This is a genomic window from Methanolobus sp. WCC4, from assembly GCF_038022665.1.
GTDB lineage: Archaea > Halobacteriota > Methanosarcinia > Methanosarcinales > Methanosarcinaceae > Methanolobus.
Window position 1 is genome coordinate 200,147 of record NZ_CP150629.1, and the last position, 24,877, is coordinate 225,023.

At 46.4% G+C, this 24,877-nt stretch carries 28 protein-coding genes and 2 tRNA genes; 11 read left to right on the top strand and 19 right to left on the bottom strand.

Annotated features, from left to right (window positions below; all coding sequences use genetic code 11):
* Positions 1 to 20: 20 nt before the first annotated feature.
* Positions 21 to 173 (bottom strand): hypothetical protein, encoded by a 153-nt coding sequence (locus V7O63_RS00995; RefSeq protein ID WP_340819332.1) that lies wholly within the window; start codon positions 171 to 173, stop codon positions 21 to 23.
* A gap of 110 nt (positions 174 to 283) precedes the next feature.
* Between V7O63_RS00995 and V7O63_RS01000 the strand changes: the two genes are divergently transcribed.
* Positions 284 to 655: a hypothetical protein gene (locus V7O63_RS01000; protein ID WP_340819333.1), complete on the top strand. Its 372-nt coding sequence runs from the start codon at positions 284 to 286 to the stop codon at positions 653 to 655.
* A 49-nt stretch (positions 656 to 704) separates the two neighbouring features.
* Here V7O63_RS01000 and V7O63_RS01005 read toward each other — a convergent pair whose 3' ends face one another.
* Positions 705 to 1,394, bottom strand: a complete 690-nt coding sequence (locus V7O63_RS01005; protein ID WP_340819334.1) for a gamma carbonic anhydrase family protein — start codon at positions 1,392 to 1,394, stop codon at positions 705 to 707.
* A 578-nt stretch (positions 1,395 to 1,972) separates the two neighbouring features.
* Positions 1,973 to 2,044: transfer RNA gene (locus tag V7O63_RS01010), tRNA-Gly, on the bottom strand.
* 167 nt (positions 2,045 to 2,211) lie between these two features.
* Here V7O63_RS01010 and V7O63_RS01015 point away from each other — a divergent pair.
* Genes V7O63_RS01015 through V7O63_RS01025 form a run of 3 tightly spaced genes read left to right on the top strand, consistent with a single transcriptional unit; the run spans position 2,212 to position 4,616 of the window.
* Complete coding sequence (locus V7O63_RS01015; RefSeq protein ID WP_340819337.1) at positions 2,212 to 2,694, top strand: RimK/LysX family protein; 483 nt, start codon at positions 2,212 to 2,214, stop codon at positions 2,692 to 2,694.
* Positions 2,691 to 3,596, top strand: coding sequence for a 30S ribosomal protein S6--L-glutamate ligase (rimK, locus tag V7O63_RS01020; protein WP_340819339.1), 906 nt, complete (start codon positions 2,691 to 2,693; stop codon positions 3,594 to 3,596). Before V7O63_RS01015 ends, rimK begins: the two co-directional genes overlap by 4 nt.
* Before the next feature lie 3 nt (positions 3,597 to 3,599).
* Entirely contained in the window at positions 3,600 to 4,616 is a 1,017-nt protein-coding gene (locus V7O63_RS01025; protein WP_340819340.1) for a succinylglutamate desuccinylase/aspartoacylase family protein, read from the top strand.
* A gap of 31 nt (positions 4,617 to 4,647) precedes the next feature.
* Here V7O63_RS01025 and V7O63_RS01030 read toward each other — a convergent pair whose 3' ends face one another.
* Positions 4,648 to 5,298 (bottom strand): flavodoxin family protein, encoded by a 651-nt coding sequence (locus V7O63_RS01030; protein ID WP_340819342.1) that lies wholly within the window; start codon positions 5,296 to 5,298, stop codon positions 4,648 to 4,650.
* Positions 5,299 to 5,513: 215 nt separating this feature from the next.
* On the opposite strand from V7O63_RS01030, the gene V7O63_RS01035 reads away from it, so the two are divergent.
* Positions 5,514 to 6,104, top strand: a complete 591-nt coding sequence (locus V7O63_RS01035) for a diacylglycerol/polyprenol kinase family protein (RefSeq protein WP_340819344.1) — start codon at positions 5,514 to 5,516, stop codon at positions 6,102 to 6,104.
* Between the two features lie 420 nt (positions 6,105 to 6,524).
* Here the strand turns inward: V7O63_RS01035 and V7O63_RS01040 are convergent, their stop codons facing one another.
* From V7O63_RS01040 to V7O63_RS01050, 3 genes are all read right to left on the bottom strand, one after another.
* Positions 6,525 to 7,733, bottom strand: a complete 1,209-nt coding sequence (locus V7O63_RS01040; protein ID WP_340819346.1) for an aspartate aminotransferase family protein — start codon at positions 7,731 to 7,733, stop codon at positions 6,525 to 6,527.
* A gap of 207 nt (positions 7,734 to 7,940) precedes the next feature.
* Complete coding sequence (locus V7O63_RS01045; protein ID WP_340819348.1) at positions 7,941 to 8,837, bottom strand: mechanosensitive ion channel domain-containing protein; 897 nt, start codon at positions 8,835 to 8,837, stop codon at positions 7,941 to 7,943.
* Positions 8,838 to 8,998: 161 nt separating this feature from the next.
* On the bottom strand, positions 8,999 to 9,787 hold the full coding sequence (locus tag V7O63_RS01050) for an archaellin/type IV pilin N-terminal domain-containing protein (RefSeq protein ID WP_340819350.1): 789 nt from the start codon (positions 9,785 to 9,787) through the stop codon (positions 8,999 to 9,001).
* A gap of 319 nt (positions 9,788 to 10,106) precedes the next feature.
* Here V7O63_RS01050 and V7O63_RS01055 point away from each other — a divergent pair, with 319 nt between their 5' ends.
* Complete coding sequence (locus V7O63_RS01055) at positions 10,107 to 10,868, top strand: hypothetical protein (protein WP_340819351.1); 762 nt, start codon at positions 10,107 to 10,109, stop codon at positions 10,866 to 10,868.
* A 40-nt stretch (positions 10,869 to 10,908) separates the two neighbouring features.
* Here V7O63_RS01055 and pscS read toward each other — a convergent pair whose 3' ends face one another.
* The 12 genes from pscS to cofD form a co-directional block, all read right to left on the bottom strand.
* Positions 10,909 to 12,072 (bottom strand): O-phospho-L-seryl-tRNA:Cys-tRNA synthase, encoded by a 1,164-nt coding sequence (gene pscS / locus V7O63_RS01060; RefSeq protein ID WP_340819352.1) that lies wholly within the window; start codon positions 12,070 to 12,072, stop codon positions 10,909 to 10,911.
* A 190-nt stretch (positions 12,073 to 12,262) separates the two neighbouring features.
* Positions 12,263 to 12,541, bottom strand: a complete 279-nt coding sequence (locus V7O63_RS01065) for a DNA-directed RNA polymerase subunit L (protein WP_340819354.1) — start codon at positions 12,539 to 12,541, stop codon at positions 12,263 to 12,265.
* A gap of 51 nt (positions 12,542 to 12,592) precedes the next feature.
* Positions 12,593 to 13,264, bottom strand: a complete 672-nt coding sequence (locus tag V7O63_RS01070; RefSeq protein WP_340819356.1) for an exosome complex RNA-binding protein Csl4 — start codon at positions 13,262 to 13,264, stop codon at positions 12,593 to 12,595.
* Between the two features lie 255 nt (positions 13,265 to 13,519).
* A complete protein-coding gene (locus V7O63_RS01075) occupies positions 13,520 to 14,107 on the bottom strand; it encodes an METTL5 family protein (protein ID WP_340819358.1) in 588 nt (195 codons plus the stop codon).
* A 2-nt stretch (positions 14,108 to 14,109) separates the two neighbouring features.
* Positions 14,110 to 15,105 carry a diphthamide biosynthesis enzyme Dph2 gene (gene dph2 / locus V7O63_RS01080; protein ID WP_340819360.1) on the bottom strand — a complete coding sequence of 332 codons (996 nt, stop codon included), beginning with the start codon at positions 15,103 to 15,105 and terminating at the stop codon, positions 14,110 to 14,112.
* Positions 15,098 to 15,661, bottom strand: coding sequence for a hypoxanthine/guanine phosphoribosyltransferase (gene hpt / locus V7O63_RS01085; protein WP_340819362.1), 564 nt, complete (start codon positions 15,659 to 15,661; stop codon positions 15,098 to 15,100). The genes dph2 and hpt overlap by 8 nt, the downstream gene beginning before the upstream one ends.
* 167 nt (positions 15,662 to 15,828) lie before the next feature.
* Positions 15,829 to 16,761, bottom strand: coding sequence for a Fic family protein (locus tag V7O63_RS01090; RefSeq protein ID WP_340819364.1), 933 nt, complete (start codon positions 16,759 to 16,761; stop codon positions 15,829 to 15,831).
* 79 nt (positions 16,762 to 16,840) lie between these two features.
* Positions 16,841 to 17,011: a hypothetical protein gene (locus tag V7O63_RS01095; RefSeq protein WP_340819366.1), complete on the bottom strand. Its 171-nt coding sequence runs from the start codon at positions 17,009 to 17,011 to the stop codon at positions 16,841 to 16,843.
* 233 nt (positions 17,012 to 17,244) lie between these two features.
* Positions 17,245 to 18,903, bottom strand: a complete 1,659-nt coding sequence (locus V7O63_RS01100; protein WP_340819368.1) for a VWA domain-containing protein — start codon at positions 18,901 to 18,903, stop codon at positions 17,245 to 17,247.
* A 12-nt stretch (positions 18,904 to 18,915) separates the two neighbouring features.
* Positions 18,916 to 20,037 (bottom strand): ATP-binding protein, encoded by a 1,122-nt coding sequence (locus V7O63_RS01105; protein WP_340819370.1) that lies wholly within the window; start codon positions 20,035 to 20,037, stop codon positions 18,916 to 18,918.
* Between the two features lie 81 nt (positions 20,038 to 20,118).
* Positions 20,119 to 20,526 (bottom strand): hypothetical protein, encoded by a 408-nt coding sequence (locus V7O63_RS01110; protein ID WP_340819372.1) that lies wholly within the window; start codon positions 20,524 to 20,526, stop codon positions 20,119 to 20,121.
* A 147-nt stretch (positions 20,527 to 20,673) separates the two neighbouring features.
* A complete protein-coding gene (gene cofD, locus V7O63_RS01115; protein ID WP_340819374.1) occupies positions 20,674 to 21,594 on the bottom strand; it encodes a 2-phospho-L-lactate transferase in 921 nt (306 codons plus the stop codon).
* A 59-nt stretch (positions 21,595 to 21,653) separates the two neighbouring features.
* Here cofD and V7O63_RS01120 point away from each other — a divergent pair, with 59 nt between their 5' ends.
* The 5 genes from V7O63_RS01120 to V7O63_RS01140 all read left to right on the top strand — a co-directional run bounded on the left by V7O63_RS01120 (position 21,654) and on the right by V7O63_RS01140 (position 24,797).
* A complete protein-coding gene (locus V7O63_RS01120; protein ID WP_340819376.1) occupies positions 21,654 to 22,856 on the top strand; it encodes an HD domain-containing protein in 1,203 nt (400 codons plus the stop codon).
* Position 22,857: 1 nt separating this feature from the next.
* Entirely contained in the window at positions 22,858 to 23,217 is a 360-nt protein-coding gene (locus V7O63_RS01125) for a hypothetical protein (RefSeq protein WP_340819377.1), read from the top strand.
* Positions 23,217 to 23,768 carry a UbiX family flavin prenyltransferase gene (locus V7O63_RS01130; protein WP_340819379.1) on the top strand — a complete coding sequence of 184 codons (552 nt, stop codon included), beginning with the start codon at positions 23,217 to 23,219 and terminating at the stop codon, positions 23,766 to 23,768. The genes V7O63_RS01125 and V7O63_RS01130 overlap by 1 nt, the downstream gene beginning before the upstream one ends.
* Before the next feature lies 1 nt (position 23,769).
* Complete coding sequence (locus V7O63_RS01135; RefSeq protein WP_340819381.1) at positions 23,770 to 24,543, top strand: ABC transporter permease; 774 nt, start codon at positions 23,770 to 23,772, stop codon at positions 24,541 to 24,543.
* 176 nt (positions 24,544 to 24,719) lie between these two features.
* Positions 24,720 to 24,797, top strand: a tRNA-Pro gene (locus V7O63_RS01140).
* Positions 24,798 to 24,877 lie beyond the last annotated feature (80 nt).

Consider the following 24,877-nt stretch of genomic DNA (forward strand, 5'->3'; position numbering starts at 1 on the left):
TTCGTTTCACTCCCTGTAGGTCAAATATAAGGTTCGATGCAAGGTTCGATGCAAAGTTCGATAGCAATTCCAATGTCATGTCCGACATCAAGTTTGACATCACGTTCGTCCCCGCATCTCCATCCCACTGGATCTGCAGGAGCTTTCACTCCACATATGATATTATGCTTCAATAGTATTTGTAAATCCCGCCAGCTCAACAGTTAAAGAGGCTTTTTGGCCATTACCCATAGATTATTATGTGAACGGGGACAAGAACAGATGTATGTTGCCAGTGAATTTTGTGCTGATAGCTATCCTTATACTTCTCCTTGCAGGACTGGCTATGTCATACTTCGCATTCAAGCTCAAGAAAGAAGAGTATGCAGCCACCGGAAAGTACCCGAAAGGACACTACATGGGACAGGGACTTGCAATAGGTATCGCCATCGGTATCCCCCTTGCCTTTGCACTTGACAATATCTTTCTGGGATATATGATAGGTCTTGTGATCGGTACCGTCCTTGGTACACGCAATGAGAACAAACACGAACACGAGTTGAGACCTCTCACCCAGAGGGAGAGGGAACTGAGAAAGAAGACGATACTCATATTCGGAGCGCTCTTCGCACTGGGCCTTCTTATATTTGTAGCAATGTACTTCACAAGCATCTGAAGAACGATCCCGGTCATGGGAATAAAAGGATCCTGTCGGATCACAGGATTCATTTATCCTGCATCATCCTGTATTCTTCAGACAGACGGACATATTCCTCTGCATTCTCTTTTATGTGAGCGATGTCCTCATCTGAGAGCTGCCTCTGCACTTTTCCCGGTACACCAACAACAAGACTTCCGGCAGGTATCTTCTTCCCCGGTGGCACAAGAGCATTCGCCCCGATGATACAGTTCTCGCCTATCTCGGCACCATTCAGCACCGTGGCGTTCATCCCGATGAGCACGTTGTCAGATATTCTGCACCCATGCAGTACAGCCCCATGTCCAACCGAGACATCATCACCGATCTCAACCTTCTGCGGTGCATCTGTGTGAATTACAACGTTGTCCTGTATGCTTGTCCTCTTCCCGATATGTATGGAATCGGCATCACCACGAATGACCGCACCGAACCAGACACTTGACCCGTCCGAGATCGTAACATCACCGATCACCGCTGCATTGGAAGCTACGAAAGCTGTCGGAGATATCTCAGGAGTATTGGACTTGAATGTGATTATCATGACATCACCTATTAAATATGGAATTACAGATAACAAAAAGGATGAATTATCGTTCTCAGTACTTTTAGAATCATCCTTGCTCTTTTCACCAGAGTCATCCCTCTCACCAAAGTCAACTACTATGTGGTTGCACCTTCCACTTTTTGCCCCGCATACTTTACAATATCTTGCCATGGGATTCTCCTCTTAGATAATTAGGTTGTGGATTGGAGATAAGGCTGTGGGTGTACTGTTATTCTGGCAGGGGTTAGGAATGTACTCAGTATTTCATACTCAGAATAAGAAAATAAGATTCTAAAAAGGTAATGAAAAATGAGAAAAAAGTTACCTTCTATTATTCTATTTACTTTTTAAATGGAGTGACTGTACATTTGATCAGCACTTGTCATACATCCACAGTTGGAACAATAATAAACGATGTTCATTCCAAGCTTCTGTTTTTTGAGTATGTTCTTACACTTATTACAGGATTTTCCAGAGCTGTTCTCCATTCGACTTCCTCCTTCACTACATGTAGCTTCTTCTACAACATCATAGATCCTATTCGTAACTTCACTCACAGGCTGATATTCTCATTTTCTGTCTGACCGTCAGTAGAGTCAGAAAAGTATTTCCTACTTACTAGTATATTAGTATTATTCATATTTATAGATATCCAGTAACACGTGTCACATATGTAAAGAACGCAGGTTACGTATCAATTGTGGATCCAATTAGAAATAATCGAAGATTAAACACATCCATAAATCCCATGCGTCTGCCGGGATTCGAACCCGAGTTCAGAGCTTGGGAAGCTCCGGTCATAGCCACTAAACCACAGCCGCACATGAAAAATATCCTATAGATGCATTACATCTGCACATATTAATTATTTTTAATGGAGATGGTAACTGACAGAAGGATTTCCTTATATATGGATTGAGAGCTATAGGATAAAATACAGCCTTTTTGAATTAATTACGGGATAATAAAAAGCATGTGAGAACACCTTATGAAGAGAGATGAAGAACTTATCACACTTGGATGGAAAGAGTGGGTAGCATTACCTGAACTCGGACTTCCTGCCATAAAGGCCAAAGTCGATACTGGTGCCAGAACATCGGCTTTACATGCTTTTAAGATCGAACAGTATGCAGAGAATGGTACTGATATGCTCCGTTTCCTTATCCACCCCTTACAGAAGAACAGGGAACTGGTGGTCGAATGTACAGCTCCCTTAAAGGAAAAACGACAGGTGAGCGATTCTGGCGGTCACAGGGAGATGCGTTACGTTATCGAAACACTTATTGTAATTGATACATATTCCTACCCCATTGAGCTGACACTTACAGACCGTGACACCATGCGTTTCAGGATGTTGCTGGGACGTACTGCACTGAACAACATGGCTGTTGTTAATCCAGCAGCATCATACAGATGTGGGAAAATGGATGCAAAAGAAATATACGGCTTAATACCTGAGGTAAATAAATGAAAATTGCTTTACTGTCAAGGAACAGAAACCTTTACTCATCACGCAGACTCATCGAGGCAGCAGAAGAAAGAGGACATGAGGTAGTGGTTATAGACGTATTACGTGCTTACATGAATGTCACTTCTCACAAACCCTCTATCCACTACAAAGGAGAGGACCTTATTGGCTTCGATGCAGTAATTCCACGAATAGGCGCATCAGTTACATCATATGGTGCAACCGTCCTGCGACAGTTCGAGATGATGGGAGTATTCCCCCTGAATGAATCAGTCGCCATCACACGTTCCAGGGATAAATTACGCTCATTACAGTTGCTATCCCGCGAAGGCATTGGCCTGCCGATTACAGTATACGCCAACAAGCCAGACGATGTGAAAGATATGATCGAGATGGTAGGAGGAGCACCTCTTGTCGTAAAACTCCTTGAAGGAACACAGGGTATAGGCGTAGTGCTTGCAGAGACCCAGAAAGCTGCAGAGAGTATCATCGAAGGTTTCATGGGTGTCAAGGCCAACATCATGGTACAGGAATACATAAAGGAATCAAAGGGAGCCGATATCCGCTGTTTCGTCATTGGCGGGAAGGTAGTAGCAGCCATGAAAAGACAGGCCCCTGAAGGTGAGTTCAGGTCTAATATGCACAGAGGCGGAACTGCGATACCAATAAGGATCACACCTGAAGAACGCTCTACCGCCGTGCGTGCTGCGAAGATAATGGGACTCAATGTCGCAGGTGTCGATCTCTTACGCTCCAATCACGGACCGGTGGTAATGGAAGTCAATTCCAGTCCCGGTCTGCAGGGTATAGAGGGAGCCACCGAGAAGGACATTGCCGGCATGATCATCGAGTACATCGAAAAGAACAGCAAGTTCGGCAAGACCGCAACCAGAGGAAAAGGCTGATCGATGCAACAACCGATCACAATAGCAGGCACGACCATACAGCCGGGGACAAGAAGGTCCATTGAACTACCCATCCCCAGTTTTTACACTCACACATCATCCTCAATGCCAGTTCATGTCATACACGGCCGTAAACCCGGACCCTGCCTGCTGGTCTGTGCTGCGATACATGGTGATGAGATAAACGGTGTGGAGATCATTCGTCGCTTGCTGGTACATAAGACCGTCGATAACCTGAAAGGCACCCTCATAACCATTCCTATCGTGAACGTCTTCGGTTTCGTCTCCCAGTCCCGCTACCTGCCGGACAGGAGAGACCTGAACAGATCATTCCCGGGTTCAAAGAAGGGATCTATGGCATCCAGGCTGGCAAATATCCTGATGACGGAGATCGTTGAGAAGTGCACCCATATAATCGACCTCCATACCGGAGCCGTTGCCCGTGATAACCTCCCTCAGATACGTGCATTCCTTAAGGATGATGAAGAAACAGAGGCATTGGCCCGTGCGTTTGGTGTACCCGTAGTGATCCACACCGAACTGCGTGACGGTTCACTACGTGAAGCTGCCAGGGAACACAATATACCGGTCCTTCTATACGAGGCAGGAGAAGCTCTCCGTTTCAATGAGGTTGCTATCAGGGCAGGTGTCCGCGGCATACTGGGAGTCATGTCCCATTTAGGCATGAGACCAAAGAGCAGCAAAAAGAAGAATTACAAAACCGTAGTCTCAGCTGATACTCAATGGATAAGGGCACCGGAAAGCGGCATACTGCGTACGATAGTCCCACTTGGGACATCTGTTGGGAAAGGAGATCTGCTCGCTTACATCAACGACCCGCTGGGCGAGATAGAAACAGAGGTCACAAGTACGATGTTCGGTATCGTCATCGGAAAAACGAATCTGCCACTTGCCCATGAAGGCGATGCTATCTTCCACATTGCCAGATACCCTGAGGTGGAAGAAATATCGAGTTACATCGAAACATATAACGATGAACTCGATTCACTGAGTAGCTGATAAAAAAACAGATGTGTTCCTTTTATAACTATTATTCTGAACTCAGGAACTCAGCTATATCCTTACCCAGTTGCTTCGCTCCCTCGAATGAGACCGACTGGTCCTCGAAACTATTGATACCTACGGAATCCACAGTAGCATCTGGTCCGTAGACCATCTTTATGCCGCTCATTTCACAGTCATCGCCGTAGCCACAACTGACACACGGGACATTTCCGAGTATCTTGACATCACCAACGACTTCCATACCCTCTTCCTGCATATATGCGGCAACAGCACCTACTGCAGTCTCTGCAACCGGTGGTGCTTCAGGCATACACGGAACCGCCGAAGTGATGATGATACCTCCGGGCTTACCCCTTATATACCCTTTCTTATGCCTGATGGCATAAAGACGTTCAAGCATTGCCTTGGTCCCGGAATCGATGGATGAGTAAGGTGTGTAGCCTGCAACGATGAGTGCATCCGCATCTTTCACCTTCTCTGCGATCACATTACCGTCATCACCGATGATACAGACATTGGTGTTAACACATTTCAGGCATGCCTGACATGGTTTGATAGTATACTCACTAAGCTTGATGAACTCCGTATCCATACCGGTTGCTTCCAGTGCGACCTTAAGTGCCCTGTCTGTATTGCTCTCAGGTCTTGGTGAACCTGATATTCCGATTACTTTCATTTTTTTGCTCCCATTGTATATACATCGGTACTTTTCAGTCCGAACATATGGTTGATACTTTCATTTTGGCAGTGCACTGTAATATACATTAGCGGCACTGGAATGTACAAGCATGTGTGCAGGTATAGTGGAGTGACTATCTGAATATAATGTACACATCTGCATCCTGCATGGAATTGGACCCTATTTATATCTGAAAAAATAAATTGGTAAACATGGCACCCGGAACCTTCAAAGAAGAGATATTGCGCAAGGCTCTTCACCTCGCATCCGTTGCGATCGTTCTGGTGTACTACTTCTTTGGAAAAACGATTGTCCTGTACTTCATGACATCCTACCTTGCCATTGTCCTGATCATCGAGCACCTGCGCCTTGACCGGGGATACAGGTTGCCTTTCGTACATCACCTCCTGCGCAGGGAGGAAGAGACCACACTTGCAGGACACATCTACTTCACACTCGGGGCTATCGTTGCAGTCTCCGTTTTCAGCGAGAACGTCGCCTACGCAGCACTTCTCATGGCAACCTTCGGAGATATGAGTGCGGCACTTATCGGCAAGAAGTTTGGCAGGAGAAGGATATTCAGGAATGGAAAATCCCTTGAAGGATGCATTGCAGAGTTCATCGTTGACATTGTTATCGGCTATGCTCTGCTCTCAAACCCTGTGATCGCATTTGTGATGGCACTTGTTGCCACCGCTGTGGAGACCGGCTTTGAGAAGATAGATGATAATCTTGCGATTCCCGTGTTCTCGGGTTTTGCCGGGGAAATGCTGGTGATGCTTACGCAATATGCGTATCCGTGAAAATGGCTCGACAGAGATTATTTTAATACAATTTTGAACTCAGCATTTTCAATCACTGTATTATCAGTCGCCTTTAGGATGGAGTGAAGGAAAGTGCCGCCTGCGGCGGATGGTCGTGTTGTTCTTTGTTTTTTAATGATCTTTGCAGGGCTATCAGAACACAAAGGAACGATGGACAATAACTTTTGCTAACCGGAAATCATTAATTACTTCAACCATCCCGGAGGGTCCGGCGAAGCCGGCACGGTCCGAAAAACTGAATAAAAAAGATATTGTCCTTCACTCTTTTTACGTATACCGTTAAATAAAAACCGTGATGCATCCCATAAAATTGATAGCCGCGATTATTAGAAGTACTTCAGAATCGCATGAAACATTCAAAAGAGAAAAGCTACATACAAAAAATGAAGAGTAACACTATCAAATGCCACTCTTAACAATACTTGCAATTGCATCTTCCATGATCTGCAGGCCTTCCTCAAGTTCTTCTTTCCTGATATTGAGTGCAGGGAATATCCGAATCCCAAAGCCCTGAGTCTGGGTTACAAGCAGGCCTCTTGCCTGACATTCATCTTTGACCCTGGTGGCAATTTCCTCGTTCCGAAGATCGACCATTATCAGAAGACCTTTTCCCCGTACTTCGGTAACTGCATCACCATATGACGCCTTCCATTGTTCCATCCGTTCAAGGGCCAAAGCACCCATTTCTTTCACATTGTCGGAAATGTTGTTGTCCAGAAGGTACTTTATCACCGCATAGGAAACAGCACAACCAAGCGGATTTCCACAATACGTGCCTCCATGGTCGCCAATTTCCAGCTTCCCTGCCACCTCTTCGGACATGGCAAAGGCACCAAAGGGAAAACCACCTGCAATTCCCTTTGCCATGGTCAGGAAATCCACTTTGACGCCACATTCACCGGTGACAAAGGCAGGGCCTGTCCTGAAGAATCCCGTCTGGATCTCATCTACGATGAGAAGACTGCCATTCTTCTTGCAAAGGTCGCTGACACCTTTCAGATAATCGGGCGAAGGGATCCTGATCCCTCCCTCACCCTGTATGGGTTCGAGTATAACTGCCGCCACACTCTCATCCAGAGCCTCTTGCATTGCATCAAGGTCATTATACGGAACAAAACGATAATTGGGCATCAAAGGGTCATACCTGTCCCTGTTCTTGGCCTGACCTGTGGCAGATGCCGTGCTGATGGTACGCCCATGGAAACTCTGTAAAGTGGAGACGACCTCCGGCCTCCCTGTGACCTTTCGGGCAAGTTTGATAGCAGCATCGTTCGTTTCAGCTCCGCTGTTCGTGAAGAACACCCTTGTAAGATCGGAAGGAAGGATCTCTGACATCAGGGAAAGCAGACGAGCGCGTGCTGGCGAGTATGTAAGTCCCGAATTGGGATTCTGGATGATCTTACTTCCCTGATCAGCAAGAGCATCAGTGATGACCGGATTGGCATGCCCGATACATGTAACACCCCAGCCTGCTGTGAAGTCAAGGTATCTTCTACCTTCTTCGTCCCATACATAAACTCCCTCACCCTTTTCGATGGAGATACTCTGTTTCACGAAGAATGGTGCAAAATACTTGTCCTCTGTTTCAAATGTGTCCTTGCTAGACATTGCTCATCACTTTCCTGTATTATCTCAGGCCTATCCGTCAACAATGATCCCATTATTATCCGGGATACGTTGCAATGATCTTTAGAACGGGTCTCACCCTTATCAATCTGTTGAGCTTTCAGAGAATAAAATAGTAAAATGGAATGGTAAAATGGAATAAAAAAATGAAATAATAATTGGATGGTAAAACAACATCCAAAAAGCCGGTCAATTATCAGCCTTTACCAGCTCATCGATCATCATGCCAGTGATCTGATGTCTCATCTGATCCCTGCGTTCATAGGTCGACTGGTAGTAGACTGTGATCTTCACACCATCACTGTCGGAACCAAGGAAAAAGCTCACACTGACATCAATGGAGTTCCAGACCTTTTCCTTCAATGCCTCTATCTTTGCAGGGAGGTTCTCCGGCAGTTCATCCATACTAAAATACATGTCGAACTCACTCCTGAACTTGCCCCTGCCATGATTCTTTATTGGTTGTTCCAGGAAGAGCTTGTTAGGAATCTTGAAATAGTCATCGTAGGTGTCAGGTGTAGGAGTAACTATCACATAGAAAAGACCGATATGTTTTACCTGTCCTTCAAGGTAGTCATCCTCACCGACCCTGATATAGTCACCGATCTTGAACGGCTTCTTGGTCAGCAGTATGAACCAGATGAAATAGGAAAGGATGACATCCCTTATGGCAAAGGCAAAACCCGTTGTGATCAGACCAAGGAAGATGGCAATGTTATTCACTGTGATACCAAATACCGAGAAAACGACCAGTGAAGCAATAAGATATACAAAACCCAGGTACAGCTTACCCATGAGTATGCGTTCCTCGATCTCACCGAATTCCTCGAAATAATTAAGGATATACCTGACGGTCAGTCTGGTAAAAAGAGTTGCAAGACCATATGACACAAAGATCACGATCAACGTCTCAAGAGTGGTTGTAATGATCTCCGGAATATCGAATATCTGCCTCCTGTCGACTGCAACTATCCCGAGGGCGATGAGCGTCATCAACACAAAGAAGATAAAGAAAGTGTTCAGTGACTTATGTACCTTTTTCAATTTGGTATATATCATGCCACTACGTGGTGTTCTCTTTTTCATGTGATGACAACTCCTTTATCGGGAAATATGTTTTGTTTTTGTATTACTCGATGGTCTATCTATATCATCTTATCGAATATTTCCTGGAGAAACACTAAGATCGCCTGACTTCGGGATCTTCATTACATTACCATCAAAAAAAAGAAGGTTTTCAGGTCGTTTTATGGATAGAGCTGAACTTCTTCTGTAGTACCGTATGAGGATGGTGTAATAAAATCTGCAGTTGTTGCTGCACCTGCCTCGGGGGTCATAACAATACTTACAGAAGCACGTGGATTAATAACAAGACCAGAGTCAAGCGGATAGCTTAGAACATGAATATGACCCAAAGTACAGTACACAGTGTCAGCATCAGAAACAGCAGAGATATATACTGTTGCAAGGTCACCACTGTTCATTACCGGATTCGCCTGAGAGAATGAACCATCTTCATCACGTATCTTCTCTACAGTGTAGTAATATTTCGCATTGTTACCAGGGTTGGTCTGATTATTGCCTAATAGCTCCTCAAGATTCTCAGCTGCCGTGTTAGTAGTTGAGAAGTTCTTCATATCACTACCATAGGTTTTGTCATTATTGGCATAGAGCAGATTGTTAGTGCTTGTTCCATCACTGATAGAAATAATAACCTGGTTCATATCAACCGGGGCGCTGGCAGCGTTCAGACCAACTTTGATCCTCAGTAATGAGATGTTATTTGCCATGCTTGAATCAATGCAGGTCGTTCCACGTATACCTTCAATGCTCTTGATAACAAGATTTGATGAAACTTCCTGGGTTGCCTGTTTACCTGTAGACTGGGCCTTTTGCTGGAGGACACCGGACGTCTGGATGAGAACAGAGGCAGCAACCGCAGCAACAAGAACCATAGCAATGAAGATAATAAGAGTGCCAATGCCCACCTGGGCTCGAGTATCTGCTTTCACTAATAAGACTTTGTTTGCTTTCACATAGATCCCCTCTAAATATTATGTGTGTAACTGCCATTATATAAATAAGTAGTATATAAATGAGTGGCCAGATGATTGAACAAGAAATGAGTATCAACCGGGAGCTTACCTAATCAGTTCCGAAATACATAGTCGATCAAAAGGTAACTTACATCATATTTTACAAAAATGTCAGAACTTATTAATATATCCAGTATATAATCTGGATAGCAGCCGAAAGAGGGGGGTCCTCATAGAAATAAATAAACGCATCATCATAGTTCTAACAATAATCTTGCTGTCAGTGATCTCTGCCAATTCATTTTTACGTTCAGACATAATGAAGACTGAAACAGACCACATATCCGATAGTGACAAAGCAATACATGACACCGACATCGTTTCTAAAATTGATGTTGAAAGCGGTTCCATCGATATCTCCGACGACTGGGACTACTATGAAACTGTCTTCATCGACTCAGATAAGCTAAATGTTTCCTCGGGGGAGGGAAACATAAACCTGACGTTGATGGATAATAATATCGATATCATCATACAGACATCAGGTAAAAGACCGGGAGGAGTTGGGTACAAGGGTTTTGCCGATGGTGATCCAGAATATAATGTTGATATCACCATCAGGGAAGAGGAAGTGTACGCATCTGTAACAACCTATGACTGGATGTACAACATAGTCCCAACCAATGTTGTGGTCGACGGGAAGATCGTCCATCTTGTAACTGGTTATGACATTTTGGATACAAGAACGATAGAGGAAAACTATCCGGTTGACCCCCTTACATTTGAGATCATCAACGAGGACAAAGTAGAGCATGACTTTGCCATTGAAGTCTATGACCCATATCACGATCTCATATTCAATGAGAGCTATTCACTGCAACCCGGGGAAACCATACAGTCACCCGAAATAAGCAAAGAACCTGGCATGCATCGTTATGTCTATACACTTGACAATAATGAGACATTCACAGAGAATGCCAGAGTGGAACGCTTGGCTGAGTTGGGTTCATCTCAACGGGTCTCATTCATATTCATAGATGATCCGGAACATCAAATGATGATCAGTATAGAACAAGCGTGAAAAAGAGAAGAACTAAAAAAGAACAATACCTGAAGGCGATTCACTCTGCCTTCTGGTACTTGTCGATAATTTCCTGGAATGAATCCGCGATATAGGACAGGTTCTCCCTTCCTACCTGCAGGGTACTGAGCTTGAAGTATTTTGTCAGCCCTGATTTGATACCATGGATATTGCGCTGTTTAAGCTCCTTGTAGAGGAAATATCTTCCCTTCTTTGCGGTCTGGGAGATATCATAGAACACAGGAGCCTCGAAGAACATCAGGTCATGGTTGTGAGGTTTATCACCCATCTGCATGATACCCATATCTTCCAGCTTTGAAGAGAACCAACGCGCATCTGCAACCTCGTTGTCCCAGTTCCTTGTCCTGCGAACGACCTCAGGGAAGGAAGCGATCATTGTCATCACAGTTGCACCCCTTGCGGTACATCCAAGAAGTTCGACCTCCTTGACCTTGTGTGTAGGGGATTTCCTGAAGACGATATCCTCATATTCCTCCTGAACACCCAGAACACCAATAGGACCTGATGATGCCATTGACTTGTGGCCGCTTCCTACAATGAAATCCGCGCCCATCTTCTTTGCATCCATTGGCATCCTGCCCACAGAGTAGGCACCGTTTACCATCAGAGGGACATCATAGCTGTGGCAGATATCTGCAATTCTTTTAACATCTGCAAGGTTACCATAATTACCGTCAGGATATGTGACCTGTGCCAGTGCAGGAGCCTTTCCTGTCTCCTTGATAACCTCCTCGATGACCGTTGCATAGCCCTCGACATCGGTCTTGTACTCAGGACTGCCGCTGTGGGGGACCGTCTTCACGTTCAGCCTTGCACGCTGTGCGGCAACAAAGGATGAATAATGAGCAAGACCGTCGAGGACAACATAATCACCCTCCTGTGCCATGGAGTGCATGACAGCGAACTTGGATTCCCTTGCACCGTGGGTGATACGTGCGGCATCGGCACCCAGGAAAGCTGGCAGGGCATTATGGACGAACTCCTCTATAGGAGGCTTCTTGATAAGGTCCAGAACACCACCACAGAAGTCACAGACAGAGTATCCGTCACCCCATTCAAGTAACGCCTTACGGGCATCTTCTGTGAGCTTACCACCTGTCTGGAGCGGGTCGATGTTTATAGCATCTTTAGGACCACGCGCAATAAAACCGAATTTGTTTAGAGTAGAATCATCAAGTTCCATAATGTTACCCCTGATATGAATAGTACAAATATTGCAGATTATAGTGAATAATGAACTTTCCAATACTAGTTAAAAATGTCTATTGTGGCAATTCTGACAGGGATCATCCAGGTAAAACTGTTCCCCTGTCAAAAAACAAAATAAAAAAGATCAAAGAGCACCAATGGGTGCCACTTCGAACCAACGCCGATCAAACGTCAATAGCTTTCCTGAAAACCCCAAGGAACTCGTCACACTGTGACACCAGACTGTTCGCAGCATCCTTAACTACATCGATAGGGTCTGCACCATCTGTTTTCACAAAAAGTATAGGGTCGCTTATTGATACGTGCTTCATGTCATATGTTGCAATCTGTACCCTCTCGTCATCGAGCAGGGTTGACTTGAGCATGTTGAGAAGAGTGTGATTCTCACCTATGATCTCAAGGTGCATCTCGTCCTCTGTCTTATCAATGATCTTCAATTCCATCTTTATCTCACCTAATTGAACTATAAGTATGATCTATTTATGACCAGGCCTTCAGAAGATACCTGTTCCGTAGTCAGAGGAGAGCTTTCTCTTCTCGACACGACCACATTCAGGGCACTTCAACCTGTTGTTATCCTTATCCATCGGGCTGTGGCATCTTGAGCAGTATGCCTTCATGACACCAAGGTCCTTACCATCGGTGGTCAGACGCATGTTCTGCGTATTGATGACCTTTGCCTTGACAACATCTGAAAGGGAGAACTCCTGTCCAAGGTTCTTGACATAGGAATCCTTTACATTGGATACGTGGATCGCGGCTGCACCGTTGGTCTTGAACTCACGGTCACCTTTGCCTTTGATGGCACCGATCTCTACAAGAGCAACTGAATCCCTCATATTGACAACGTTACCAACGATGACATCACCCTCGATGATCTCAGGTGGAACACTTGTCTCTGGCACCACGGAAATGGTCCTTGACTTCCTGTTCACCTTTACATATCCGGTATTGAGTGAATGGATATCTGCCACGTTGACATAGGTTCCATTACCTGCCTTGAACTCCTCAGTAGTTCCTATGAAGTCGCCGGGCATTACAAAAACACTTTCCTCTGTGTTAACTTCGTCCTCTGCATCCATTCCATCATCTTCCTTAGACCCGTTGTCGGGTTCTTTATCCTTCTTCTTTGCCCTGCCACGTCCGGGTCTTTCCTTCTTGTCCATGACAGGCTCTTCCTGAACATCTGCCTTTACATCGACAGCTTCCTGTTCATTCGCATCAACTTCTTCAACGACATCCTGACCCTCTGAATCAGATGCTTTTATCTTCCTGCGTGAAGTCTTTCTTCTATTTCTTATCCTAATTAGAATCCCTCATATGAGCTAAGATCAATATAAAAATGTGTTGCGTCCATGACATTTTTAAGCAAATTCCAAGCAAATCCAAACAATATCAAACAATTGTGACGATAGCTGTTGTTATCGCACAATACGATAGATCTCTACCTTTATCATTTCTACTTCTTTTTTATGAAATTTAAATGTTCGTTTCATTGGAAAGGCGGTTGTATACCAGTCAGTAATTCTGGCATCACCTATGAATTTACTTATAAAACCATGGCTTCCACAATTATGAATAGAATATACCACATCACTGGTTTTCAACGCACTTAAAAGAAACGGTCGGTCATTGCCTTTGGCCTGTGCACCGAAGGGAGGGTTCATCACCACAGTATCGGCATGCCCTTCAATATCCCTGATGTCGCTCTGGATGAATTCGACATCTACCCCAAGTTTCTCCGCATTCCTCCCGGCAACTTCAAGGGCCTTCCTGTCGACATCATATCCGACCACTCTCTCAGCACCAAGCAATTTAGCCCCGATGGCAAGCATACCCGTACCGCATCCAAGGTCGAACACGGTTCCTTCAAGGTCACCCTGCATATATGCGAAGTGCAATATCTCGGCAGCCAGCAGTGCAGGAGTTGCATACTGCTCAAGGTTAACGTTAGGCCTGTCGAACCCTTCAACCTGTTCAAGTAACATCTCAAGCTTTCGCTGTTTCAAGTTCACTCACCTGTGATCTCATCGAAATAGAGGTCTTCCCATTCCCTCTCTCCAAGCACGATCTCGAACTCCAGCGGAGTGAGCATGGGCGCATTGAACCTGCCGACCTCATCGATCGCGAGCCTTGGACATGCTGTGTTAACGAAAGCATCCACCTTGAACTGCAACAACTGGTCAGGCGTCACAAGGTCCATTGTTAGTATATGTGCATCCTTCCCGTACTTCTTTGCCAGAGCCTTCATTTCCTCTGCAAGCTTCATGCGTTCCTGTCCCGGCTTTGACGACACAACGATACCGAATACCTCAGCATCAAGTGCTTTCGCTATAACAACACTTCTCTGTTTCAGCACTTTCTTACTGTCGGCCTCGCGAAGCTCGTTGACAAATGGATCAGCAATAAGGACATGTTTCTTCGTTGCCAGCGAGACACCGAGCGGATGGAACTGCCCGCTTCCGATGTAGAGATATTCATCACAGTCCTCGTTCCTTGCCGCAGAGAAATTACATCCCAGTACCTGTCCCGGATATGCTATCTTGCTGTCGCCACTGCAGATGACACATTCTTTCCCATGCTCCTTCAATACTGCAGCTGCATCTTCCAGTTTGTGAACATGCTGAACGGTAGTGATAAGCCCAATCCTCTGTCCCTTCAATTCAGGAACGGCAAGCCTCACAACTTCCTTCACATCCACAGCGGACCGTGTCTCGATGAAATAGACCTTTCCTGACAGCTTATTATCATCAAGATGCGCGTGTCCGAAATGGAAAAGGATTTCAACATCGTCAATCAGTGCAACATCAAGGTCGCATGCACCAAAACATGGATTTCCTGATATTGATACACAGACACCTGTCTCATCCTCTATCTTAGAGGCGATGGCAAGTGACCTCCTCTTGAAGCCTTCCGGGAACTGCAGTCCCACTACCTTCGCACCAGTGTCCTTAATGATAGAGATTATCCGGCCTATCTGGAAATCGAACGCTTCACCGTCACTCATGAATATCCTCTATAGTCACGCCGTTCTCTGTAACATCTATGCGTACAAGGGTCTTCACATCGATGCCCTTTTCCCTTAATCTTGAAACACCATCACCACGCTCTATGATCACAATATTGTCCGTGACCGTGGCACCAATGCCCTCAAGGGCATTCATGAGAGCAACAAGGGTTCCGCCTGTGCTAATCACATCATCCACAATGAGCACCCTGTCACCTTCCTTTACATCATTTATGTAGAGCTCACCCTTGGAGTAACCGGTCTCCTGTGAGAGCTTGATCTCTCCTTCAAGCTCATACGCCCTTTTCCTGATTATGACAAAAGGGACACCTGTCTTCATTGACAGTGCGGTCGCGAGTGGGATTCCCATGGCCTCTATTGCAATTATCTTGTCGAAATCCCCGGCGACCATCCCGAGTATGTGGTCCGTGACCTCCTCAAGCAGTGCAGGCTCCAGCCGCGGGACCCCATCTGAGATGGGATGGATGAAATAATGATATTCTCCCCTGTGCACGATTGGAGCGTTCAGCAGGGATTCACGAAGTTTTTCAAGCATAATTATGGCTTAATATCTGACATTATATAAAGAGAGTTCCTGTGGAGACTCAAAAATCGTCGATCATAATCTACGATTTCGGGTTAAATTGACGATTATAATCGATGATTTCTGGTCAAATTGCCGGTTATAATCGACGATTCATCCAGAACCAAGCGCATCCCCTTTCACTCGTCCTTTGTCCCGTGCTCAGCAAGATACCGTTCAACCGCATTCTGCGAGGAATACCATACCCTTCCCATCTTCACAGCATCCAGAACCCCTTGTCTTGCCCGCAGACTGAGATATTCCTGAGAGTAGGGAGTATGTTCTGCCAGTTCCTTCAGTGGGAGAAGTTCATCAACCCCTCCAGCAGCCGAGAGATAGAGTGTCAGGCTGTCATCAACCGCCTTTGCAATGAACTGCGCGAAGGGGTTCAGGTTCCCCCTGTCCGCGGATCTGAGTGCAGCGTAGTATTTCTTCCTGTCCTCTTTCCTCAGCACCACCGGAGTATAGCCATGTGATATCAGATAGAGATTCATAAGCAAACGCGCCACCCTGCCATTGCCGTCAGTGAAGGGATGTATCTCTACGAACCCATGATGCAGGAGCGAAGCCGTCTCTATCGGATGAACCTCACCCTTCCTGACCCTCCTGAACAACTCATCCATGAGCCTGACAATCTTCGACCTGTCAGGCGGGGTCTTTACAGCACCTGTGATCCTCACATTCCTGCTGCGATACTGCCCCGCATCCTCTAGCAGACCGGCGGCCACTACCTCATGAAGTTGCTGGATGCAGACATGGCCTATCGGCACTTTTCCCTTTGCCATATCCTCTACCAGATCAAAGGCTCTTGCCGTATTGCTGGCCTCGATATGTTCCCTGAGGGATTTCCCACCTATGGTAACCCCATCCTCCAGCACGACCTTCGTTTCCTGTAGTGTGAGGGTGTTTCCCTCTATAGCATTTGAATGATAGGTGTGCATCAGCTTCATTTCCTCGTTCAGTCGCCTGAGAACTGACGGCGGCAGAGGGCGCATGGAATCAAGCCTTTTCAGCTTTTCGTCGATGCGCTCAAGAAGCTGGATGTCAATGAGTGATGTATCGGTATCGGACATATTTTCAATTATCCGATATGTTGTGAGATGATATATGAATATCGGTATCGGCTTAATTTGGAATTATCCGATACTTACCTTATGAATCAAAACCCAATTCTTTCCTGACATCTTCCAGAGTTGATACATTTCCTTCTCTAATCTCCCTGCGTGATTCCTCTAACTCCCGTTTAGTCTCGTCAGAAAGCTCTTTCGTATCTTCGAGCAGACCCCGAATAACCTCTTCACTGATCTGTATCGTTGCGACCATAGTTAACACTAGCACGCATAAAGTATTCATTTTTTAGCTCTGTGGAAAACTCTACATAACTATGAACCACAGATGCACGCAGATTCACACAGATGATTTTTTACATCAGAGACAACTGCTAAACATTTGTTTAACATGCACTCAACTCTGCAAGAAGTGTGTATATCTGTGTTCATCTGCGTTTATCTGCGGTTTTCCAAAAACTCAGTACATTGCCTGAATCAGAAAAACATTCAAGCAAAAGCCGTCTTTGAATCCCTCTCCTGCTTGATAGCAGAATAAAGGGCTTCCCTGCTCAGTGACTTCGGATGATAGTAACTTCCATTGCTATGCATGGCTACCTCCTTGGCAAGTCTTGAACCGGTGTTGCTGATATCCACAACAAGGAGATTCACATGATGATCAGCGATCTGTTTACTGATCTGTTTGATCTCCCTCTTGATATTGCCACCCAGATGCAGTGGAGAATTCGCGGTCCCATCAGTTACCAGTATCATGATAGGAACTGCAGAAGGTTCCTTCTTGACCTCTCGTACAAGGGTATCCAGACCTCTCAGCAGACCTGATGCCATTGGAGTTGTACCGCCGAAAGGCACCTTCTCAAGATAGCGCTTCGCAGCCTCCACCGAGGAAGTGAAAGGTAATACAAGCTCTCCGGTGCGTCCGCTGTAGGTCACAAGTGACACCCTGTCCCTGCGCTGGTAGGCATCCTTCAGCAGAGCAAGTACCACACTTGTGGTTATCTGCACCTTCTCTGTCTCGTCCATGGAACCGGAAGTGTCGAAAACGATATTGATAAGACTGGAGATACGTCTTCTCCTCACCTTTTCCCTTATATCGCTCTTCTTGATCTCTATCTTCCCGTCCTTTGCGTGATGTGCGGCCGCCCTTACAGTGGGAGCAATGGCGATATCGGTTATCTTCTCGCCGGGCATCCTGTATCTGACATAGCGCCCGCGCTTGCTCTTGGTGAGCACCTCGGCACGCCTTCCGGATTTCAACCTGCCTGCTGCAAGTCTCTTCTTCTGGGAATTGCGGGCGAAGTCATTGAGTATCTTGCCAACTGTCTTGTCCTCTTTGAGGTCCTCGATCAGCTTCTCAGAAACGGACCTCTCACGGGCAGATGTCTCTGATAGCTCTTCCTCGAGTTCATCATGCTCAAGGAAAGGAATGTATTCACTGGGAGTAAGCTCAACACATATCTCAGGTTCATACAGGCATACCTCTGACGGAGATAATGATGTTTCCTCATCAAAGACGATATCAGAGGTTTCTTCAAAAGCGAATTCCTCTGCCGGCTCAGCATCATCTTCGGTTTCGTCGGCTTCTTCAACCTCATCAAGTCCTTCAGATGGAACGACCTCAAAAACAGCAGCATTCTCAACAACAGCATTATCCTCATCCGGCAAAGGCTCCAGCAGGTCCGCAAATGCAGAGCGTTCCGGATCATCCTCAACAGGTTCCTCATCAGGAACCGGCGTAAATGTATCTTCAGGAAGAACATCAGCTACAACTGAACTGTCAGGCTCTGCGACATCATTCGGAAGTATGACGACATCGTCTTCAGGCACTTCCTTCTGTGTATTCCTGATAACATCAGCCACCGCTGTATCAGATACACCCAGTATCGGTCTGAAGAAGGTCTCCGGCTCCATTGCCACATGGTCGGAATCTGCAACGATATAGACATCCCTTATCTCATCCGGCCGGATCTGATCCATATTGGAATAGAGATGATCATATAAAATGTCATTATCCCCGGATGTCATCTCGGAAACCGAACTGCGGGGAATACGTAATCCAAGCACGGGAACACCTATGAACATCACCTTGATGCCATAGTTGCGTGGGAGGTTCCTGCGCAGGCGCTGAACAAGCTCAATATCGCTCATCCTGCACCCCTATCAAACTTTACCGTCTACTACTGCCCTGAGCTGGTCCACACTGAACTCTTCTTCCTCGAAAGGCTTCTTACGCATCCTGTGCGGCAGGACCATCTCTGCTGCCTCGATGATATCATCGTTTGTGATACGCTCCCTGCCCTCATAGGCCGCATTGGTACGAGCCGCACGCTCGATCATGATATCAGCACGGTGTCCGTCAACATTGAAAGCAATACATATCTCGGCAATGGTACGCAGGTTCTCCCTTGTGGTGCTTACCCTTGGAAGCAACTGCATGCCCTTGATTATCTTAGAGCGTAGCTTCTCCTGCTCAGGTTCGTAATCCCTTATGAACTGTTTCGGGTCATCATTGAACTGGTTACGCCTCTCTACGATCTCGATGCGCTGTTCCACATCATAGATACCCGTGACCTCCACCTGCAATGCTATCCTGTCAAGCAGTTGCGGACGAAGCTCCCCTTCCTCGGGGTTCATACTGCCCACAATAATGAAATCGGCAGGGTGACTTACACTTACACCCTCACGCTCAACGGTGTTCACGTTCATTGCAGCAGCATCAAGAAGTGCATCCACAACGAAATCATCCAGAAGGTTGATCTCATCCACATAGAGGATACCACGGTTGGCCTGTGCAAGGATACCCGGATCGAACGCCTGGACACCCTGACGGACCGCCTTCTCGATATCAAGACTGCCCACTACCCTGTCCTCGGTTGCACCTACCGGAAGGTCCACAACCTTCATCTGGCGCTTGCTGATGTGAAGTGTACCTTTCCTCTTCTTATCCATACATTCCCAGCAGAACTTCTCCGGATCTTCCGGATTACAGTTGAACTTGCAGCCATCGATCACCTCGATCTCAGGAAGTACCTCTGCAAGACCTCTTACAGCAGTTGACTTTGCCGTACCCTTCTGGCCACGTATCAGCACACCACCTATAGAAGGATTGATGGTGTTAAGTATAAGTGCCCTGAGCATTTTCTCCTGTCCTACGATAGCGGATATAGGATAGAGAACCCTGTCCGTCCTTGTGGCCTTACGTGCTATCTCCTCAAGGTATTGTGAGGGTTCTTCTGCGGCCTTTGGAACCTCTTTTATCGTCCCTGTGATACTTGAACTCATAATATCGCCTTTCCCAGCATGAATTATTGTAACAATTGTAGCAATTATAACCTGTCAATTGGTTTATCGATCCAGATCTGTTTACAGATACCTCAGTATTATCGCGGATATAAGAGCGAGGAACAACAACACAAGTCCTCCTGCGAAAAATCCAAAGACTATCTTTACATGTGCCTGCTTTTCCGGATTCTTTGCGATCCTTTGAAGCTCATACAGACAGAATGAAGAGCTCATAAGGAAAAGTATCGATGACAGCAGGAGCAATGAACCTGCCACAAGGATATACTCGGCTGTCCATGTGAGAGCCTTTGCATTCAAAAGATCCAGAAAGAAGTCCTTACCATGCCTTACATAAGAAGCCGTGATCCACAGCATAGTATAAGCGATCTCTGCGGCACCCATTATCATTGAGCAGACCGCAGTAGTCATAAGCGTGACCATCATCCCGATATCAGGGATGTCAATATCGATTTTCCATTCATCACCCACAATTTCACCTTGAGAGTCTGTTTTGTAAGTTGCTCTATCTAATAGAAATATATGGAATATATGTTGCAAAATAATAAAAATATACCTATTAATTACACAGTGCGTGCAGCTTACTGAAAAAAGAATAACAGATGACCGGGCGGATCATCAGATATCCCTGAAGATCCCCAGTATCGTTGAAGAGAGTTCCCTGCTTACATCCACAGACTTCATCAATGTGTCTGCACGGGAAACACCCATATCGAACTCTTCGAACCGTTTCTCATCGATAGGGTCACGTTCATCGATCACCAGATGGTCAAGGAAATCTGAATAATAAGAAGCGACTCCATATGAGGATACCTCAATACCCCTTGCTGTCATTAACTTCCCTGCAGGTCCGCTTACAGGCTCAGTACCGATGATAGGGCTTACTGCGACAACCTTCTTTGTCCTGAGGATATCACGCATCCCAGGAAGTTCGATAATAGGACCGATGCTTGTAATGGGATTGCTCGGACCGATAAGAACCTCATCCTCTTTCTCAAGAGCCTTCAGGACAGCAGGCGAGATGGATGCATTCCCGATCCCTTCCTGACATACTTCAAGGACATCAGGCTCACCATGTTCACCAACCCAGAAATCCTGAAAATGCATTTTCCCTTCGGGAGTGGTTATCATTGAGGATACAGGATCATCCGACATGGGAAGGACATTTATCTTCAGTCCAAAGGACCTGCACAGCTCCACTATAGCCTCGGAAAGTGTCATTCCATTACGAATCAGGTCGGAGCGCATGATATGGGTGGCACGGTCAAGGTCACCTAACATCATCACCTCATTGTGCCCCAGTTCCTTCATGGTCTCATGGGTCCGGTATGTATCGCCCTTTACACCCCACCATCTGGAAGTATCAAGTTTTCCTGAGAAGAGATAGAGAACAGTGTCAATATCAGGTGTGATGAGATTGCCTGATATCCATACATCCTCTGCCGTGTTGACAACCACAGTGATATCTTCCTCCGGACAGACTTCGCGAAGGCCATTCAATAATTTAGGAGTTCCTGTTCCACCTGAAAATATGATCATGTTACACTCTCATCTTGCTTATCGGAATACCATTATAAGATGAAGCGTATTTAAAATGTATGAAAGTCATCCGTGACCCCATACATGGATATATCGAACTCGATCCACTCACATTATCGATAATCGATTCACCGCAGATGCAGCGCCTGAGAAGGATAGGACAGCTGGGCCTGTCGAACCTTGTCTACCCCGGAGCGAACCACACCCGTTTCGAGCACTCCCTTGGTGTGATGCACCTTGCCACCATGCTGACAGAAAGAATAGATTCGGTCACTGAAGATGAGAAGCAGGAACTCCGGGTTGCAGCCCTTCTCCATGACGTAGGACACGGACCCTTTTCCCATGCCACAGAGAATCTCACAAAACTCTATACGAGACAACGTCACGAGGATGTAAAAGAGATATTGAAAAAAGGCGAACTCGGAGACATACTGAAAGACAACGGACTCAATCCTGCGGGTATCGAGGACCACATACAGGGAAAGACCGACCTCGGGAAGATACTCAACAGCGAGATAGATGTTGACAGGATGGACTACCTTGTAAGGGATGCACACTATACAGGAGTTGCATTCGGTCTTGTGGACCATGTAAGGCTCATCAACGAGATGAAGTTCTACGAGAACAATCTCGTGGTCACAGCAGGCGGTGTCAAGGCAGCGGAATCACTTCTTGTATCGAGATTCCTGATGCACCCTTCCGTTTACTACCATCACGTATCAAGGATAGCCGAGAACATGTTCACAAGGGCAGTGGACGACCTTATCCAGAAGAAGGCACTTGACCCCTTTGAACTCAGGCGAATGGATGATTCCCGGATACAGGAAATGATTCGCAACGATGACGGTTACGCCGGGGAACTTGCACACAGGCTGGATAACAGGAAGCTCTACAAGAGGGCACTGTACGTAGGCTTCGACGAGGTAGGAGAAGGAGCGCTAAAACACAGGAAGAACATCAAAAGAGTGGAGGCAGAGATCGCTGAAGATGTTGGTATCGACCCTGAGTGCGTACTTATCGATATCCCGAGAAAACCGGACATTGCGGAGATGAAGGCACTGGTCAAGGTCAACAGCAGGATGCTAAGGCTTGATGAAGCTTCCAATGTGGTTGCTACCCTTGAAGAGGCACATCTCGATAACTGGAAGATGGGCGTCTACACGCCAAAGGAACACAGGGATGAGGTGGCAAAAGCCGCAAGGGACTTCTTCGAGGTCAAGAGAACACTGAAGCAGTTCCGACTGACGGACATAGAGGGATAGGATGTACCAGATAAAGAGAATGGCAGCCAGAGCGAGCCTTATACTCGAATGGAAGAAGGTCGGTGAGGATCACATTGCCTGTCTTACAGGCGGTGATGAGCATGTAGGTGCCGTAGCGGTAGGAGCCTATGATAAAGCGTCTGGCAGGGCATCATCGTCGGTGATCACAAGTCCCGGACACAGGGAGACCGAGATTGCCATGGCCGGCGCGAAGGCCATCAGCGAGGCCTGCAAGGCCACATCTGTATTTATAGTTGGCATTCATCTTGATAATATAACTAAAAAAGAGATAGAGGAGATAGTCTCTGTTTCAGAGCACATGATCGATGAGCTGTCGCTCATGATCCAGGAGGGTTTCTAATGGAAATAGTAATAGGTATCAGTGGGGCATCCGGCTCTGCATATGGGGTAAGGCTGCTGGAAATATTATCAAAGACAGACATTATGACCCACCTTGTCATAACAAAGGCTGCAAAGCAGATACTCGATATCGAGACAGACTATGATATCGGCTATGTGGAAGGACTGGCTGATGCAGTATATGATGAGAGCGACTTCACAGCACCTGTTGCAAGTGGTTCTCACAGGTTCGACGGGATGATCGTTGCCCCATGCAGTATGAAGACGCTGGGAGAGATCGCTGGCGGGATGTCAGATAACCTGCTGGGACGTGTTGCCGATGTCTGCCTGAAGGAGAGAAGAAAGCTTGTCCTGATGACACGCGAGACGCCTCTCAACCAGATACATCTGGAGAACATGCTCAGGCTTGAAAGGGCCGGAGGGATAATAATGCCTGCAAGTCCCGGATTCTATTCCAGGCCACAGACCATCGATGACCTGATCAACTCCATGGCAGGACGTGCACTTGATCTTGCAGGCATCGATAACGACGTGTACAAGCGCTGGGAGTGAGATGAGCCTTTTTCGGATAAGATCCAGCCTGAACACTGTGTACACCCTGTGGCTCAGGGAAATGCTGCGCTATAAGCGATCCCGTTCAAGGATAATAGGTTCCCTTGCAACGCCACTTTTTTTCCTTGTCATAATGGGTTCCGCCCTTGGAAGCACCATGACCATGCAAAGCGGCAGGTATATCGATTACATGGCACCCGGCATAATCGGAATGTCAATACTCTTTGCATCCCTCATGGGAGGGATCTCTATCATATGGGACAGGGAATTCGGTTTCCTGAAAGAGATACTTGTGGCACCGGTCAACAGATTCTACACTGCTCTTGGAAAAGCTGCCGGAGGGGTTTCCACTGCAATGGTACAGGGTACATTGCTAATGTTCATCAGCGGCCTGATAGGCATAGAATACATATCCATATGGAGAGAACTCCTGTGTATCCCCATAATGTTCCTCATGGGGCTGGGTTTCATCGGGCTTGGCATAACCCTTGCATCGAGAATAGAATCACATGAGGGATTCCAGATGATGATGACCTTCATCACGTTCCCCACGATAATGACAAGTACGGCATTCTATCCGATGAAGGATCTTCCCGGATGGCTGAGTATACCTGTCCGCCTCAATCCCCTGACATACGGAGTTGAAGCCCTTAGATGGATGCTGCTGGACGCTTCGGACGTGCCCATTGTCCTGTCCCTGACAGTCATCACTGCATTTGCCCTGACCATGATGGGAATTGGAAGCTGGGCCTTTGACAGGGCAGGTGACCAGTGAAAAATGCCAGATTTTGCATTTTACAGGCTTTATTCTCAATGATGATACCCCATATTTACTGATTTTTTCAGCATATTCAACAGTTTAGCCCTGTCCATTTATGTACTAAAAACACACCCTGCGAAACCTTTTTATACAATACTTGCTATGCAAGAGCTACCCTTCTGAATCTGATTGGGATAGTAGGGTAGCTTGGTCCATCCTCGAGCGTTTGGGACGCTTGGACTGCGGTTCAAATCCGCGCTATCCCACCAGAACTTTTTCAACTAAGGATTTGTTTTCTACTACCGTTCTGTGACCCTGAGTGAATCCTATGCTGTTCTGACATGGATTA

What these genes read in the sequence shown, in the direction of transcription:
- V7O63_RS01005 (WP_340819334.1), bottom strand. Translation starts at nt 1,394, where the DNA reads ATGGCAAGATATTGTAAAGTATGCGGGGCAAAAAGTGGAAGGTGCAAC.
- V7O63_RS01015 (WP_340819337.1), top strand. Translation starts at nt 2,212, where the DNA reads ATGAAGAGAGATGAAGAACTTATCACACTTGGATGGAAAGAGTGGGTA.
- rimK (WP_340819339.1), top strand. Translation starts at nt 2,691, where the DNA reads ATGAAAATTGCTTTACTGTCAAGGAACAGAAACCTTTACTCATCACGC.
- V7O63_RS01025 (WP_340819340.1), top strand. Translation starts at nt 3,600, where the DNA reads ATGCAACAACCGATCACAATAGCAGGCACGACCATACAGCCGGGGACA.
- V7O63_RS01030 (WP_340819342.1), bottom strand. Translation starts at nt 5,298, where the DNA reads ATGAAAGTAATCGGAATATCAGGTTCACCAAGACCTGAGAGCAATACA.
- V7O63_RS01035 (WP_340819344.1), top strand. Translation starts at nt 5,514, where the DNA reads ATGGCACCCGGAACCTTCAAAGAAGAGATATTGCGCAAGGCTCTTCAC.
- V7O63_RS01040 (WP_340819346.1), bottom strand. Translation starts at nt 7,733, where the DNA reads ATGTCTAGCAAGGACACATTTGAAACAGAGGACAAGTATTTTGCACCA.
- V7O63_RS01045 (WP_340819348.1), bottom strand. Translation starts at nt 8,837, where the DNA reads ATGAAAAAGAGAACACCACGTAGTGGCATGATATATACCAAATTGAAA.
- V7O63_RS01055 (WP_340819351.1), top strand. Translation starts at nt 10,107, where the DNA reads ATGAAGACTGAAACAGACCACATATCCGATAGTGACAAAGCAATACAT.
- pscS (WP_340819352.1), bottom strand. Translation starts at nt 12,072, where the DNA reads ATGGAACTTGATGATTCTACTCTAAACAAATTCGGTTTTATTGCGCGT.
- V7O63_RS01065 (WP_340819354.1), bottom strand. Translation starts at nt 12,541, where the DNA reads ATGGAATTGAAGATCATTGATAAGACAGAGGACGAGATGCACCTTGAG.
- V7O63_RS01070 (WP_340819356.1), bottom strand. Translation starts at nt 13,264, where the DNA reads ATGGACAAGAAGGAAAGACCCGGACGTGGCAGGGCAAAGAAGAAGGAT.
- dph2 (WP_340819360.1), bottom strand. Translation starts at nt 15,105, where the DNA reads ATGAGTGACGGTGAAGCGTTCGATTTCCAGATAGGCCGGATAATCTCT.
- hpt (WP_340819362.1), bottom strand. Translation starts at nt 15,661, where the DNA reads ATGCTTGAAAAACTTCGTGAATCCCTGCTGAACGCTCCAATCGTGCAC.
- V7O63_RS01090 (WP_340819364.1), bottom strand. Translation starts at nt 16,761, where the DNA reads ATGTCCGATACCGATACATCACTCATTGACATCCAGCTTCTTGAGCGC.
- V7O63_RS01095 (WP_340819366.1), bottom strand. Translation starts at nt 17,011, where the DNA reads ATGGTCGCAACGATACAGATCAGTGAAGAGGTTATTCGGGGTCTGCTC.
- V7O63_RS01100 (WP_340819368.1), bottom strand. Translation starts at nt 18,903, where the DNA reads ATGAGCGATATTGAGCTTGTTCAGCGCCTGCGCAGGAACCTCCCACGC.
- V7O63_RS01105 (WP_340819370.1), bottom strand. Translation starts at nt 20,037, where the DNA reads ATGAGTTCAAGTATCACAGGGACGATAAAAGAGGTTCCAAAGGCCGCA.
- cofD (WP_340819374.1), bottom strand. Translation starts at nt 21,594, where the DNA reads ATGATCATATTTTCAGGTGGAACAGGAACTCCTAAATTATTGAATGGC.
- V7O63_RS01120 (WP_340819376.1), top strand. Translation starts at nt 21,654, where the DNA reads ATGAAAGTCATCCGTGACCCCATACATGGATATATCGAACTCGATCCA.
- V7O63_RS01125 (WP_340819377.1), top strand. Translation starts at nt 22,858, where the DNA reads ATGTACCAGATAAAGAGAATGGCAGCCAGAGCGAGCCTTATACTCGAA.
- V7O63_RS01130 (WP_340819379.1), top strand. Translation starts at nt 23,217, where the DNA reads ATGGAAATAGTAATAGGTATCAGTGGGGCATCCGGCTCTGCATATGGG.
- V7O63_RS01135 (WP_340819381.1), top strand. Translation starts at nt 23,770, where the DNA reads ATGAGCCTTTTTCGGATAAGATCCAGCCTGAACACTGTGTACACCCTG.